Origin of the sequence: Micromonospora sp. NPDC048909 (genome assembly GCF_040649635.1) — a bacterium.
In the GTDB taxonomy this organism is placed as follows: domain Bacteria; phylum Actinomycetota; class Actinomycetes; order Mycobacteriales; family Micromonosporaceae; genus Micromonospora.
On record NZ_JBEZFU010000001.1, the window covers coordinates 750,308 to 764,346 of the forward strand.

Below are 14,039 nucleotides of genomic sequence, written 5' to 3' on the forward strand. Positions count from 1 at the left end.
CCAGACCGTTCAGCCGCCCCAGGGGAGGACAGCAGTGAGCGACGAGGACGACCGGGTCGAGGTTCGTATGCCGATCCCGATGCCGATCAACCCGGTGATGCCCTACACGGGAGACATCCGGGGAATCAGCTTCGACCGGATCGGCGTGGACCAGGCCGAGACGCCCAGCGGCCTGGTGGCCGGCAAGGGCGAACAGGGTGTGAAGACCGAGTGGGACGCGGGCAACCTCGACTCCGCCATCGACTGGCTGGAGACGCACGCGAGTTACGTCTACCGGCTCTCGTACGACATGGTGGAGATCAAGGACAAGCTCGGCGGCGACCAGGCCATGGCCGGTGAGGGTCCGCTCGGCGGCTTCCACTACGCGACGCAGCTCTCCCAGCGGCACACCGAGCTGTACGGCACCACGGAGGGCGGGCTCCGCACCCTCTCCGAGAACCTCTACAACGCGGCGGACGCGCTGCGCACGGTCAAGCGGAACTACGAGAACGCCGAGGGTGCCAACGCCATGACGGCGCAGCAGATGCAGCAGGCCTTCAACAACGCCGCGAGCGGCGGCGGCGACCACTAGAGCGGGGGACGGGGAGATGGGCGACGGGAAGAGCTGGGAGGAGATGGCCCGGGAGGTGCTGGTGGCCGGTCGGCCGGCCGATGTCGCCAGCGCCGCCCTCGGCTGGAAGGAACTGGTCAAGAACATCGGCGAGGTCAAGGAGAGTCTCGAGAAGAACGTCAAGGACCTCGGCGCGGTCTGGAAGGGCCCCGCGTACGAGTCGTTCAAGACGCACATCGAGGGCTTGGCCAAGCAGGCCGGCGGCCTCCAGGACGACATCGACAAGCCGGGCCACGGCAAGGTCAGCATGGCGACCACCCTGGAGACCGCGGCCAGGCAGCTGGAGGAGGCGCAGAACAAGATGCCGATCCCGGCCGCCTGCGTGGGTGACGTGCTGGCGGCCCGGAACGGGGAGATCACCCTCGGCATCGGCATGTTCGAGACCAAGGTCACGGCCGACCTGATGGGCAGCTGGCCGGCCGAGCAGATGGGCAAGCTCGGTGACTGGGTGACCGGCTGGTTCTCCGACAAGGAGGGCGAGGCCCGCAAGGTCTACGACGAGGTCAACGGCAACTTCCGGGACCGGACGATGGAGGCACCCGGCAGCGGCCGGTCGGGCGGCCTGGAGAACGTCAACACCGAGGTGCCCAATCTGGACACCGGTGGCGGTGGCAAGGGCGTCGGCGACGTCTCCGACATCGGCGGCGGTGGCGGTAAGCCCAAGCTCGGTGACATCGGTGAGCCGATGGCTGTGAAGCCCGGCGACTCGCTCGACACCGGGGACCCGGGTATCGGTTCCGGCGCCCACCCGGATCTCTCCGGCGGCTACGACCCGGAGACCGGCGGGGTGCCGGGCGGTGGCGAACTGCCCGACGACTACGGCACCGGCCTCGCCGGCGCCGGTGGCCCGAGCGGTGCCGGGATCGGCTCGAGCGGGCTCGGCGGTGCCGGGCTGAGCGCCGGCTCCGGACTGGGTTCGGGCGGGGGTGTGGGCGGTGGCGCCGGGGGTGGAGCGATCCCCGGCGGTGGCGCGCTCGGCCGTGCCGTCACCCCCGGCATGCCGCCGATGATGGGCGGCGGCGCGGCCGGCGGCGGTCGCGGTGGAGGCGGCCGGGGCGCTGGTGGCCGGCTCGGCGCGGGCAAGCTCGGTGCCGGCGGGATGATGCCCGGCATGGCTGGTGGCGGCATGGCCGGCGGCGGCGCCGGTCGTGGCGGAGGTGGCCGTGGGGGCGTGGCCGGCGCGGCCGGCGGTGCCCGGGGCGCGGGTGCCCGCGGCGCCGGTGTCGCCGGGATGGGGCCGGGCGGCGGTGCCGGCTACGGCGAGCAGGAGAGCGCCCGCAACACCTGGCTGGAGGAGGACGAGGACGTCTGGGGCGCGGACGGCGACGGCGCCCCCGGCATCCTGCGCTGAGTCCCACCGGAAGCCGCCCGACCGTTGGTCGGGCGGCTTCCGTGCGTCTGGTCGAGCTGAGCGCGTCGCCCGCGCACCGTGACGTCCGGCGCGCTCCCGGCCGCTCCGGCCCACCCGCGCGGGCGCGTGCGGACTCAGCCGGTGGTGAGCGTGTCGGCTCCGGCCGGGCGCCGCCCGGGGCGCCAGCCGCGCCGACGGCCCCGCACCAGGATCGGCTTGATCGCCAGCAGGAGCGCCGCGAGCATTGCGCCGACGACGGCCACCCAGATCGCCACCGTCCGTTGCCAGTCCAGCGGGTCACCCGGTGGGGCCGGCGCGGGCATCGCCGCCGGCGGCGGGTCGGACCGGGTGCCGAGCACGGTCGACACCGCCCGGTACGGGTTGACCACGCCGTAGCCGACCTCGGCGTTGTGGCCGTCCGGCGGGTTGTCCGCCGTCTGGGTCAACCGGTCGGCGACCTGCTGTGCGGTGAGATCGGGATGCGCGGCGCGTACCAGCGCGGCGACTCCGGACACGTACGCGGCGGCGAAGCTGGTGCCGCCCTGCGGTTCGCCGATGTAGCCCGACCCACCGGGCGCCGGGCCGACGATGTTCACGCCGGGCGCGGCGATGTCGACGTAGTTGCCGCTCACCGAGCTGCCGACGTGCGCCCCCTGCTCGTCCACCCCGGCGACCGCGATCACCCCGGGGTACGCGGCCGGGTAGCCCGTCCGGTCCTGTTGCTGGTCCTCGCGCCGGTTGCCGGCGGCGGCCACCACGATGACCCGCTTGCGCACCGCGTAGTCGACCGCCTCGGCGAGTTCCTTGCGGGGGAGAGTCACCAGGGACAGGTTGATCACGTCAGCGCCGTTGTCGACGGCCCAGACGATCGCGTCGGCGATCTCGCCGGGCAGCGCCTCGTCATGGTTGTCCTTGCCGTCCGGCAGCACCCGGATCGGCAGGATGCGGGCCTGCGGGGCGATGCCGGTGAACGGCACCCCGCTGCCCTCGCGCCCGGCGATGATGCCGGCCACGATGGTGCCGTGCCCGGCCATGTCGCAGCGGCCCTTGTTGGCCGGCAGGCCGTTGAAGTCGGCACCCTCGCGCACCTGCCCGTTCAGCAGCGGGTGGGTGGCCGAGACGCCGGAATCGATCACCGCCACGGTCACCCCGGCGCCGCGGGAGAGCGGCCAGGCCGCGGACGGGTCGAGCCGGCGCAGCGCCCACGGCGTCTCGGTCGGCGGCGCAAGGCCGGCGGGGCCGCAGGTGGGGGCCGCCATGGCCGGCGACGGCGGCACGACAGCCGTTCCGAGCAGGACGGTGATCGATCCACAGAGGACCGCCCGGACCACGCGCCCGGCACGGTGGGCCCTTCCGCCAGCGTTCAGCCGCCTGCTCTCGCGCACCCGCTGAGATTACCGCCGCCGCGCCCGCCGTGCGGCTACGGGAGCCCGCAGGTCGTCACTGGCGGTTTGGCGCCGTCTCCTCGGTGAAGAGCGCGAGGAGGGCGCCGACCTCCCGGTCCGCCTCTGCGGGGTGGCGGAACCGGCCAGCCGGGTTGAGGGTGTATTCGTTGCGCCGGCCCACCCGGGTGCGGACCAGGTAGCCGCCGGCTTCCAGGTCGGCGACGATCGCCTGGGCCGCGCGTTCGGTGACGCCCACCTCGTCGGCGACGTCACGCAGCCGGGCGGTGGGGTTCCGGGCGATGGCAAGCAGCACGTGTCCGTGGTTGGTGAGGAAGGTCCAGTTTCGGGGGCTCCCGTACCCGCTCGTACTCGTCGCCATGGCCGTCATGGTATGGCTCGCCGGCGTTGCCCGTCGCCTTGGCCGGTGCTGCTGAACACCTGAAACGCATATCACGTATCCCTTGACGTATCTTGCGCTGAGTGTGACTGTGGATCACAGCCCGCGTCCGTCAGCGGCCGGGGGTGACGGTGACCTGGCCGATCGCGTGGGAGTCGAGGTGCGGGCATGAGCGGACCCGGATCGCCCGGAGCACACCCGGGCGCCCAGCGCGTCCCCGACGCGTCGGACGGTGTCGCGTCGCCACCCGACCCGGAGCAGGCCCTAGCCGAGCTGCGGGCGGGCAACCAGCGCTTCGTCACGGGCGCCCCGCGCCACCCGAACCAGGACGTCGAGCGGCGGGCCGAGGTGGCCGCCGAGCAACACCCGTTCGCGGTGATCGTCGGCTGCGCCGACTCACGACTCGCCGCCGAGATCATCTTCGATCGCGGCCTGGGTGATCTCTTCGTGGTCCGCACCGCCGGGCACACCGCCGGTCCGGAGGTGCTGGGCAGCGTCGAGTACGCGGTCAGCGTGCTGGGCGTCCCGCTGGTGGTGGTGCTCGGGCACGACTCCTGCGGCGCGGTGCAGGCGGCCCGGGATGCGGTCGCCACCGGCACCCCGCCGCCGGGACACCTCGGTGCGGTGGTGGACGCCGTGGTGCCCAGCCTCCGCCGGGCCGCCGCCGAGGGTGTGGACGACATCAACGGGATCGTGGACATCCACATCGCCCAGACCGTCGAGGCCCTTCTCGGCAACTCCACGGTGCTGGCCGCCGAGGTGGCCGGTGGGCGGTGCGCGGTGGTCGGCATGTCGTACCGGCTCGCCGCGGGTGAGGTGCTCCAGGTCGCCGAGGTGCCGGCGGGGGGATCCATCGCCCCGGTGGGCCTCGACGCGCCGGCGGGCGCCTAGCAGGGTCGACCCCGGCCCGCCGGTCGTGGGCGGTCAGCTCGCCCGGGTACGCGAAGGGCCGCCCCACGAGCGCGGAGCGGCCCTGTCGTGCGGATGTCGCTAGAGCAGCGACATGTGCACGTGGTCGGTGTGGTTGGAGGGCCCGCTGTAGGACTTCCAACCGGTCGCCGGGAACCAGATCTGCCTGTTCCAGATCACGTAGTAGATGCCGAGCCGGTCGGCGTTACGGATCAGGAACGCGGCCACGTTGTTGCCGTACATCCGGGTGTCGTTGTTGTGCCACGGCGCGAAGCCGCTCTTCTGCAGTGACCAGTCACAGGCGCGGCCCTTCGGGTGCTCCCACGGGCCGCCGGAGCGGTAGCAGCCGACGAACCGGTTGAAGCCGGCCCGCTTGACCTCCTTGTACGCGTGCAACGTGCGCGGGGTGACGCAGCCGGAGGTGGTGGGGTCGTTCTCGGAGCACGACTGCGGCTTCCAGTCCCCGTCGGCGGTCCGGCCCGGGCCGATCCGGGCGACCGGCGAGGTGGCCGAGACCAGGCCGCCGGTGAAGCCCTTCCCGCCGACCAGCGCCAGCGCCTTGTCCGCTTCGCGCTTCTGCTTGGCCATCACCGCGGTCTGCTTCTGCTGCTCGCGTACCTCGGCGTCGATCGCGAGCTTGGCCAGTTCGGCCCGGCTCTTGATGGCGTTGACCTTGGCAAGCTTCTGCCCGTTGACCAGGTTGAGCTCGTCGAGGCCGGCGGCGCGCTGGACGAACGAGTCCGGGGCCTTGCTCTCCAGCAGCACGGCCATCGCGCCGATCCGCCCGGTGCGGTAGGACTGAGCGGCGATCTGCCCGACCTGCGGGGCCAGCGCGTCCAGCTCGTCCTGCGCCCGCTTCACCTCGAGGGCGAGTTCCAGCTGGCGCTTCTTCGACTTCTCCAGCTTGATCTTGGCCGAGGAGTAGCTGCGGTTGGTCGCCTCGATCACGTCGTTGAGCAGCTTGGGCTCGCCGTCCTCCTCATGCCCGGAGGGGGTGCTCGGGGTGGGCGCGGCGGACGCCGGGAGGGGCCCGGCGAGCACGGCCAACGCGGCGAACACGGCCACCACAGGTGTCAACCAGCGGCGTAGGGGTGCCGTCACAGTGTTCCCTTCCATCGACCGCCGACCGGGTTAGCTGACGGGTTCGGGGCGGAAGTGGCCCCTACCGCTGGCGCGGATTCACCCCGGGTACCTGGGTTCCCGGTTCGCCCCTTGGCGATTGGGCGGTGGTACCGCAGGCGCCGCTGCGCGCCTTCGTCGGTAACCGGCAGCGAGGTTACCTGAGAGTCGACCCGTGGATCTACGTCCGGATGCCGACTAAAACCGTCATTTCGCCATTGCGCTGGGTGATCAGTGACGTGGTCGTCAGGTCGTGGGACCCGCCTGATCACGCTGCGGAGTGTCACCATGCGCTGTCTGTGCTCCTGTCCGGGTCGGGCCACCACTTCCGGGTGGCGGGGGATGGTTCCGGATCTCCGGCCGGACCGGGCCGACCCGCACCGAGCGCCTCCAACGCCTCGGCCCGGTCCGGCGCCGGCCGGGCGGCGGGGGTGGTGGGAGTGCCGTCGCCGGCGCGCTCCGGCGTTCCGTCGTGACCGGCCGTGGTCACCAGCGCGGCCAGCGCGGTGGTCAGCGGTACGGCGGCGATCAGGCCCAGCGTGGCGACCGCGCTGCGGACGATCTCCTGGGCCAGGAACTCGCTGGTGAGGATCTGGCTCACCCCGCGGGAGTCGGCGGTCAGCAGGAGCAGCAGCGGCAGCGAGGCGCCGGCGTACGCCAGCACGATGGTGTTCACCGTCGAGGCGATGTGCGCCCGGCCGACCCGGGTCGCGGCCCGGTAGAGCTGCCGGCGGGACAGGCCCGGGTTCGCGTGGGCCAACTCGGTGACCGTGGCCGCCTGAGTGACGGTGACGTCGTCGAGCACGCCGAGTGAGCCGATGATGATGCCGGCCAGCAGCAGGCCGTGCAGGTCCACGTCGGCCTGGAACATCGACAGCGTGGTGGCGTCCTCGCTGCCGAAACCGGTGAGGTGGGTGGCGGCGGTGGCCAGGGTGCCGAGCAGCCCGGTGAGCACCAGGCTGCCCAGGGTGCCGAGCACGGCCACCGAGGTCTGCGCGGTGATCCCGTGCGTCAGGTAGAGCACCACGAACATGATCAGCGCGGCGCCGACCACCGCGACCAGCAGGGGCGACCGGCCCGCGCTGATTCCGGGGAGGACGAAGGCGAGCAGGATGGCGAAGCTGGCGGCCAGGCCGGCGAGTGCGGCCACCCCACGCCACCGGCCGAACGCGACGATGGCGGCGGCGAAGACGACAGCCAGCCAGATCAGTGGCGTGCCCCGCTGGTGCTCCGCGATGTTCCAGCTGCTCGCCGTCGGATCGGCCGGATCGGTCAGCTCGACCAGGATGATCTCGTCGCCGGCCTCGACCCGTGGCGCCCCCGGACCGGCCGGAATCGGGGTCTGCACCTGCTGTCCGGCGGCCGGGCCGGTGTCCACCCGTACGCTGACCGTGCCGCAGGGTTCCGACCCGGTCTCGGGCGCGCCCTCGGGGACCTCCGGCGCGGGCGGGCAGGACTCGCTCACCACCCGGGTGACCGTGCCGTGGTAGCGCGGCACGTCGGCACCGGCCTCCGGCTCGGGCGAGTTCCAGGGCCAGAGCACCAGAGCGGCGACCACGGTGGCGAGGACGAGGGGGACCACCGTCGCGACGAGGATCCGTCGCACCCGGGGCGGGGTGGACGGAGCGGGACGGGTGTGGTCGGCGCCCAATGCGAGTCTCCCAACGAATCCGAGGCGGGGTACGTACCGGCGGGGCGAACGGTTCAGCGCCGCCGGACGACCACCGGGGTAGGCGCCTCGGATGGCGCCAGGGTGGTGCGACGGTGACCCACCGTGAGCGCGACGCCCGACCGGTTCCGGCCGCGGGCGGCGGACGGTGCCCGACGGTGCGGTCGGGCCGGACGGTGCGGGATCCGGAGAGCCATTGTCGGAATGCTAACCAGGTGTGGCCGACGCCGCCGCTCGCGTGGGGCGGTGTCGGGGCACCGCATGCCGGGGAAGGTGCCCGCCGGGCCGGCCGGGCGGGCATGGTGGAGGCATGCCCGTGCACCCGCGATCGCCGGAGCCGGATCACGGCACCTCCGCGCCCGCCCCGCCGCGGCGCGGTCATCCGGGGCGGGGCGGACCCGGTGGCCGGCCAGCTCACGACAGCCCTGCCGGGCCGGCGGGTCACGACGACCACGCCGCTCCGGCCGGCCGCGAGAACCAGGCCGGGCCCGTCGGGCCCGCCGGGCGCGACAGCCACGACAGCGACGCCGGACCGGCCGGGCAGGACAGCCCGGCCGGGCACGACAACGGGGCCGGCGACGACAGCCACGCCGGGCGGGCCGGGCGCGGCGAGCACGCGGGCCACGGCGGGCACGACAAGCACGGCGGGCACGACAAGCACGCCGGGCACGACCCGGAGATGTTCCGGCGGCGGTTCTGGCTCTGTCTGCTGCTCACCGTGCCGGTCGTGGTCACCAGCCACATGGTGATGGAGTGGTTCGGCTACCGTCTGGAGTTCCCGGGCCGCTCCTGGGTGGGGCCGGTGCTCGGCTCGGTGGTGTTCTGGTGGGGCGGCTGGCCGTTCCTGGTCGGCGCCGTACGCGAGGTCCGGGACCGGGCGCCGGGCATGATGCTGCTGATCGCCATGGCGATCAGCGTCGCCTACGTCGCCTCGCTCGCCACCAGCCTCGGCGCCTTCGACCTCGACTTCTGGTGGGAGCTGGCCGCGCTGGTCACCATCATGCTGCTCGGTCACTGGCAGGAGATGCGGGCCATCGGGCAGGCGCGGGGAGCGCTGGCCGCGCTCGCCGCGCTGCTCCCCGACCAGGCCGACCGGGTGACACCGGACGGCGGGGTGGAGTCGGTCCCGGTCGTCGGGCTACGGGTCGGCGACGTGGTGCTGGTCCGGCCGGGCGGCCGGGTGCCGGCGGACGGCCGGGTGGTGGACGGCGGTGCGGAGCTGGACGAGTCGATGGTCACCGGGGAGTCCCGGCCGGTGCTCCGATCGGTCGGGGACCGGGTGGTGGCCGGCACGGTGGCCACCGACTCGGCGCTTCGGGTCCGGGTCGAGGCGGTCGGCGAGCAGACCACGCTCGCCGGCATCCAGCGGATGGTCGCCGAGGCCCAGCAGTCCAGCGGGCGGGCGCAGGTGCTGGCCGACCGGTTCGCCGCCGCGCTCTTCTACCTGGCCACCGCCACCGCCGTGGTCACCGTGCTGGTCTGGACGCTGCTCGGCCAGGTGGACGAGGCGGTGGTCCGGGCCGTCACGGTCCTGGTGATCGCCTGCCCGCACGCGCTCGGCCTGGCGATCCCGCTGGTGATCGCGCTATCCACCGCGCTGGCCGCAGGGTCCGGGATCCTGGTGAAGGACCGGCTGGCGCTGGAGCGGATGCGGACCGTCGACGCGGTGCTCTTCGACAAGACCGGGACGCTGACCCGGGGTGAACACGCGGTCACCGACCTGGCGGCGGCGCCCGGCACCGACCGGGACGAGCTGGTGCGGCTCGCCGCCGGGGTGGAGTCGGACAGCGAGCACCCGCTGGCCCGGGCCATCGTGGCGGCGGCGGACCAGCGCGGCGGGGCGGCGCGGGCGACCGGCTTCCGGTCCCTGCCGGGCCGCGGCGTGCAGGCCACGGTCGACGGTACGGAGTACGCGGTCGGCGGGCCGGCGCTGCTGCGGGAGCTGGGCGCGCGGCTGCCGGACGAGCTTGGTCCGGCGGTCGACCGGTGGGCCGGCCGGGGCGCGGCGGTGCTGCACCTGGTCCGGCTGCCGGACACGGTGCTCGGTGCGTTCGCGTTGACCGACGAGGTGCGGCCCGAGGCGCGGAAGGCGGTCGCCGAGCTGCGCGCCCAGGGCGTCGGGACCATCGCGATGATCACCGGCGACGCTCGGGCGGTTGCCGAGGCGGTCGCCGCCGACCTCGGTTTCCGCCCCGGCGACGAGGTCTTCGCCGAGGTGCTGCCGGCGGAGAAGGACGGCAAGGTGACCGAGCTGCAGCGGCGCGGGTTGACCGTGGCGATGGTCGGCGACGGGGTGAACGACGCCCCGGCACTGGCCCGGGCCGACGTCGGCATCGCGATCGGCGCCGGCACCGACGTGGCGATCGAATCGGCCGGCGTGGTGCTCGCCTCCTCGGACCCGCGCGGCGTCACCGCGGTGATCCGGCTCTCCCGTGCCTCGTACCGGAAGATGCTGCAGAACCTGGGCTGGGCGGCGGGCTACAACGTGGTCGCGTTGCCGCTGGCCGCCGGGGTGCTGGCCTCGGCCGGGGTGGCGCTGAGCCCGGCGCTCGCCGCGGTGCTGATGTCCGCCTCCACCATCGTGGTGGCGCTCAACGCCCAACTGCTGCGCCGGGTGCGCCTCGGCCCGGCCGGCGACTGACGGTCAGCCGCGCTTCATCAGGCGACCGACGGCGGCCATCATCTCGGTGGCCATCTCGTCGGCCCGGCCTTCGGCCGCCCCCTCGTGCATGCAGTGCCGGGCGTGCCCGTCGAGCAGGCCGAGCGCGACCTTGTCCAACGCCGCCTGGATCGCGGAGATCTGGGTCAGCACGTCGATGCAGTAGCGGTCCTCGTCGACCATCTTCTCGATGCCGCGGACCTGCCCCTCGATGCGCCGCAGCCGGCTGAGCAGTTGGTCCTTGCTGGCGGTGTACCCGCGGATCGGGGTGGGAGTGGTCATGCCGACAAGGATAGCCTACCCCTGGGGGGTATGGTACGGTCCTGTGGTGGCCGATACCCCCACCGGGTACCGGTACATCGACAGGGCGGCTGTCCGCCCCGCCTCACCCCCTGCGGGTGCGGCTGGGCGGCGGAAGGAGAGTTCCGATGATCACCACGACGTACCAGGTGCAGGGCATGACCTGCGGGCACTGCGTCAGCTCGGTCAGCGCCGAGGTCGGCGCCATTCCGGGCGTCAGCGACGTCCAGGTCGACCTGGCCACCGGCCGGGTCGCCGTCACCAGCGAGAGCCCGCTGGACGCCGCGTCGGTGCGCGCCGCGGTCGACGAGGCCGGCTACGAGCTCGTCGACGCCTGACGGCGTCGGACGAAGATCGAGGTATCACGATGAACACCGGAATGAAGCTGGGCGGCTTCGCCCTCGGGCTCGTCGCGGTGTTCGGCGCGGCGTACGGGGTCGGTCAGGTGGTCGGCCCCGTCGCCCCCGCCGCCGAATCCCGCCACCAGAGCACCACCGGCGCCGGGCACGACACCACCGGCGACGCCGGACACGGCGGCGAGGAGGGCACGGACGCCCACCTCCCCGGCGGCCTGCTCGTCTCCGACCGCGGCTACACCCTCGTGCCGGTCGCCACCTCGGCCGGCGAGTTCGCCTTCCGGATCACCGGTCCGGACGGCCGGCCGGTCACCGGGTACGACGTGGCGCACGACAAGCGGATGCACCTGATCGTCGCGCGCCGCGACCTCTCCGGGTTCCGGCACGTGCATCCCGAACTGGGGTCGGACGGCACCTGGCGGGTCGCCTCTCCGCTCGGCGGGCCGGGCGTCTGGCGGGCGTTCGCCGACTTCACCCCCACCGGAGGTCAGCCGCTGACGCTCGGCGTCGACGTGAGCGTGCCCGGCACGCTGACCGACCGGCCGTTGCCGGCGCCGGCGACCAGCACCACCGTCGACGGCTACACCGTCACGCTGGCCGGCAATCCGCAGCCCGGCCTTACCGCCGAGCTGACCCTGACCGTCAGCCGCGACGGCGCGCCGGTCACCGACCTGGAGCCCTACCTCGGTGCGTACGGGCACCTGGTGGCGCTGCGCCAGGGCGACCTGGCGTACCTGCACGTGCACCCGGACGGCGCACCCGGCGACGGGCGGACGAGTCCGGGCCCCGCGGTGACGTTCCTCGCCGAGGTGCCGTCGGCCGGCGCCTACCGGCTCTACCTGGACTTCAAGCACGGCGGCGCGGTGCACACCGCGGAGTTCACCGTGCTGGCCGGCAACGTGGCGGCGACCGGCGGCGCGTCCGCCGCGCCGAGCAGCGCCGCACCCACCCCGACCGGCGTCGCCGAGCACGGCGAGCCCGGCCACGGGCACGACTGACGGGACCGCAGATGACCACCACCAGCAGCACCCCGCTGCCCACCGCGCCCAACCTGATCGAGCTCGCCATCGGCGGGATGACCTGCGCCTCCTGCGCCGCCCGGATCGAGAAGAAGCTGAACCGGATGGACGGCGTCTCGGCCAGCGTCAACTACGCCACCGAGAAGGCCACCGTCCGTTACGCCGACGACGTCACGCCGGACGAGCTGATCGCCACGGTGGAGAAGACCGGCTACACGGCGGTGGTGCCACCTCCGCCCACTCCGGCGGGTACCCCGGTCGCCGCCGAGCCGGTGGACGAGCTGCGCGGGCTTCGGACCCGACTCTGGGCATCGGTGGCGCTGAGCGTGCCGGTGATCGTGCTGGCCATGGTGCCCGCCTGGCAGTTCGACTACTGGCAGTGGCTGTCGCTGACGCTGGCCGCCCCGGTCGTGGTCTGGGGCGGCCTGCCGTTCCACCGGGCCGCGCTGATCAACCTGCGGCACGGCGCCGCGACCATGGACACCCTGGTCTCGGTCGGCACCCTGGCGGCGTTCGGCTGGTCGCTCTGGGCGCTCTTCCTCGGCGACGCCGGGATGCCCGGGATGACGCACCCGTTCCGGTTCGACATCACCCGCTCCGACGGCGCCGGGAACATCTACCTGGAGGCGGCGGCCGGGGTGACCGTCTTCATCCTCGCCGGCCGCTACTTCGAGGCCCGCTCGAAGCGCACGGCCGGGGCCGCGCTACGCGCCCTGCTCGAACTCGGCGCCCGGGACGTCGCGGTGCTGCGCGGCGGGGTGGAGATTCGGATCCCGGTCGATCAGCTCGCCGTCTCGGACCGGTTCGTGGTCCGGCCCGGCGAGAAGATCGCCACCGACGGCGTGGTCGACGAGGGCACCTCGGCGGTCGACGCCAGCATGCTGACCGGCGAGTCCGTCCCGGTCGAGGTCGGTCCGGGCGACGCCGTGGTCGGTGCGACGGTGAACGCGGGCGGCCGGTTGGTGGTCACCGCTACCCGGGTCGGCGCCGACACCCAGCTGGCCCAGATGGCCCGCCTGGTCGAGCAGGCCCAGAGCGGCAAGGCGGCCGCGCAGCGGCTGGCCGACCGGATCTCCGGCGTCTTCGTCCCGATCGTGATCGCCCTGGCCGTGGGCACCCTCGGCTGGTGGCTCGGCACCGGGGCGGGGCCGACCGCCGCGTTCACCGCCGCGGTGGCCGTGCTGATCATCGCCTGCCCGTGTGCGCTCGGGCTGGCCACCCCGACCGCGCTGCTGGTCGGCACCGGCCGGGGCGCCCAGCTCGGCGTGCTGATCAAGGGACCGGAGGTGCTGGAGAACACCCGGAAGGTCGACACCGTGGTGCTGGACAAGACCGGCACGGTGACCACCGGCCGGATGACCCTGGTCGACGTGCTGCCCGCCGAGGGCACCGACGCCGACGAGCTGCTCCGGCTGGCCGGGGCGCTGGAGGGCGCCTCGGAGCACCCGATCGCCCGGGCGGTCGCTGCCGGCGCCGCCGAGGCCGGGGCGCTGCCGGCGGTCACCGGTTTCGCCAACGTCGAGGGGCTCGGCGTGACCGGCACGGTGGCCGGGCACGAGGTGCTGGTCGGACGGCTCCGGCTGCTGCGGGAGCGCGGATTCGACGTACCCCCGGGGGTCGAGCGGGCGGCGACCGACGCGGAGGCCGCCGGCCGGACGGCGGTGCTCGCCGGCTGGGACGGGCGGGCGCGGGGCGTCCTCGCGGTCGCCGACGTGGTCAAGCCGACCAGCCGGGCCGCCGTGGCCCAGCTCCGAGACCTCGGGCTGCGCCCGGTGCTGCTCACCGGCGACAACGACACGGTGGCCCGCGCGGTCGCCTCCGAGGTCGGCATCACCGAGGTGATCGCCGAGGTGCTGCCGGCCGACAAGGTCGACGTGGTCGCGCGGCTTCAGGCCGAGGGGCGGACGGTGGCGATGGTCGGCGACGGGGTCAACGACGCCGCCGCGCTGGCCCGGGCCGACCTGGGCCTGGCGATGGGGACCGGCACCGACGTGGCGATCGAGGCGTCCGACCTGACCCTGGTCCGGGACGACCTGACCGCCGCGGTCGACGCGATCCGGCTCGCCCGGCGCACCCTGAACACCATCCGGGGCAACCTGTTCTGGGCCTTCGGCTACAACGTCGCGGCCCTGCCACTGGCCGCGGCCGGGCTGCTCAACCCGATGATCGCCGGTGCCACGATGGCCCTCTCCTCGGTCTTCGTCGTCGCGAACAGCCTGCGCCTGCGCCGCTTCCGTCCGGTCACACCCGCCTGATCGTCGATGG

12 protein-coding genes and 1 riboswitch are annotated in these 14,039 nt (G+C 73.8%); of the genes, 7 read left to right on the plus strand and 5 right to left on the minus strand.

Going from position 1 to position 14,039, the window contains the following annotated elements; genetic code table 11:
• Positions 1-34: 34 nt before the first annotated feature.
• Together AB0C04_RS03605 and AB0C04_RS03610 are read left to right on the plus strand one after the other, a co-directional pair.
• Positions 35-571 carry a hypothetical protein gene (locus AB0C04_RS03605; RefSeq protein WP_357047662.1) on the plus strand — a complete coding sequence of 179 codons (537 nt, stop codon included), beginning with the start codon at positions 35-37 and terminating at the stop codon, positions 569-571.
• A 16-nt stretch (positions 572-587) separates the two neighbouring features.
• Positions 588-1,961 carry a hypothetical protein gene (locus tag AB0C04_RS03610; RefSeq protein WP_357047665.1) on the plus strand — a complete coding sequence of 458 codons (1,374 nt, stop codon included), beginning with the start codon at positions 588-590 and terminating at the stop codon, positions 1,959-1,961.
• 134 nt (positions 1,962-2,095) lie between these two features.
• Here the strand turns inward: AB0C04_RS03610 and mycP are convergent, their stop codons facing one another.
• Both mycP and AB0C04_RS03620 read right to left on the minus strand, forming a co-directional pair.
• On the minus strand, positions 2,096-3,292 hold the full coding sequence (gene mycP / locus AB0C04_RS03615; protein WP_357047668.1) for a type VII secretion-associated serine protease mycosin: 1,197 nt from the start codon (positions 3,290-3,292) through the stop codon (positions 2,096-2,098).
• A 109-nt stretch (positions 3,293-3,401) separates the two neighbouring features.
• Positions 3,402-3,734 carry a MarR family winged helix-turn-helix transcriptional regulator gene (locus AB0C04_RS03620; RefSeq protein WP_357047671.1) on the minus strand — a complete coding sequence of 111 codons (333 nt, stop codon included), beginning with the start codon at positions 3,732-3,734 and terminating at the stop codon, positions 3,402-3,404.
• Positions 3,735-3,911: 177 nt separating this feature from the next.
• Here AB0C04_RS03620 and AB0C04_RS03625 point away from each other — a divergent pair, with 177 nt between their 5' ends.
• The gene (locus tag AB0C04_RS03625) at positions 3,912-4,634 is read left to right on the plus strand and encodes a carbonic anhydrase (protein ID WP_357047673.1); all 723 of its coding nucleotides are present in this window, start codon (positions 3,912-3,914) and stop codon (positions 4,632-4,634) included.
• Between the two features lie 99 nt (positions 4,635-4,733).
• Here the strand turns inward: AB0C04_RS03625 and AB0C04_RS03630 are convergent, their stop codons facing one another.
• Both AB0C04_RS03630 and AB0C04_RS03635 read right to left on the minus strand, forming a co-directional pair.
• Positions 4,734-5,753, minus strand: coding sequence for a hypothetical protein (locus AB0C04_RS03630; protein WP_357047676.1), 1,020 nt, complete (start codon positions 5,751-5,753; stop codon positions 4,734-4,736).
• 3 nt (positions 5,754-5,756) lie between these two features.
• Positions 5,757-5,888, minus strand: a riboswitch (cyclic di-AMP (ydaO/yuaA leader).
• A gap of 166 nt (positions 5,889-6,054) precedes the next feature.
• Complete coding sequence (locus tag AB0C04_RS03635) at positions 6,055-7,422, minus strand: YibE/F family protein (RefSeq protein WP_357047679.1); 1,368 nt, start codon at positions 7,420-7,422, stop codon at positions 6,055-6,057.
• 697 nt (positions 7,423-8,119) lie between these two features.
• Here AB0C04_RS03635 and AB0C04_RS03640 point away from each other — a divergent pair.
• Positions 8,120-10,081 carry a heavy metal translocating P-type ATPase gene (locus AB0C04_RS03640; RefSeq protein ID WP_357049099.1) on the plus strand — a complete coding sequence of 654 codons (1,962 nt, stop codon included), beginning with the start codon at positions 8,120-8,122 and terminating at the stop codon, positions 10,079-10,081.
• Positions 10,082-10,084: 3 nt separating this feature from the next.
• On the opposite strand, the gene AB0C04_RS03645 is transcribed toward AB0C04_RS03640, so the two are convergent.
• Positions 10,085-10,381 (minus strand): metal-sensitive transcriptional regulator, encoded by a 297-nt coding sequence (locus AB0C04_RS03645; protein WP_357047682.1) that lies wholly within the window; start codon positions 10,379-10,381, stop codon positions 10,085-10,087.
• Between the two features lie 146 nt (positions 10,382-10,527).
• Here AB0C04_RS03645 and AB0C04_RS03650 point away from each other — a divergent pair, with 146 nt between their 5' ends.
• From AB0C04_RS03650 to AB0C04_RS03660, 3 genes are read left to right on the plus strand one after another with little or no spacing between them, the layout of a single operon-like run.
• Complete coding sequence (locus AB0C04_RS03650; protein ID WP_357047685.1) at positions 10,528-10,737, plus strand: cation transporter; 210 nt, start codon at positions 10,528-10,530, stop codon at positions 10,735-10,737.
• A 29-nt stretch (positions 10,738-10,766) separates the two neighbouring features.
• A complete protein-coding gene (locus AB0C04_RS03655) occupies positions 10,767-11,753 on the plus strand; it encodes a hypothetical protein (protein ID WP_357047688.1) in 987 nt (328 codons plus the stop codon).
• An 11-nt stretch (positions 11,754-11,764) separates the two neighbouring features.
• Positions 11,765-14,029, plus strand: a complete 2,265-nt coding sequence (locus AB0C04_RS03660) for a heavy metal translocating P-type ATPase (RefSeq protein ID WP_357047694.1) — start codon at positions 11,765-11,767, stop codon at positions 14,027-14,029.
• Positions 14,030-14,039 lie beyond the last annotated feature (10 nt).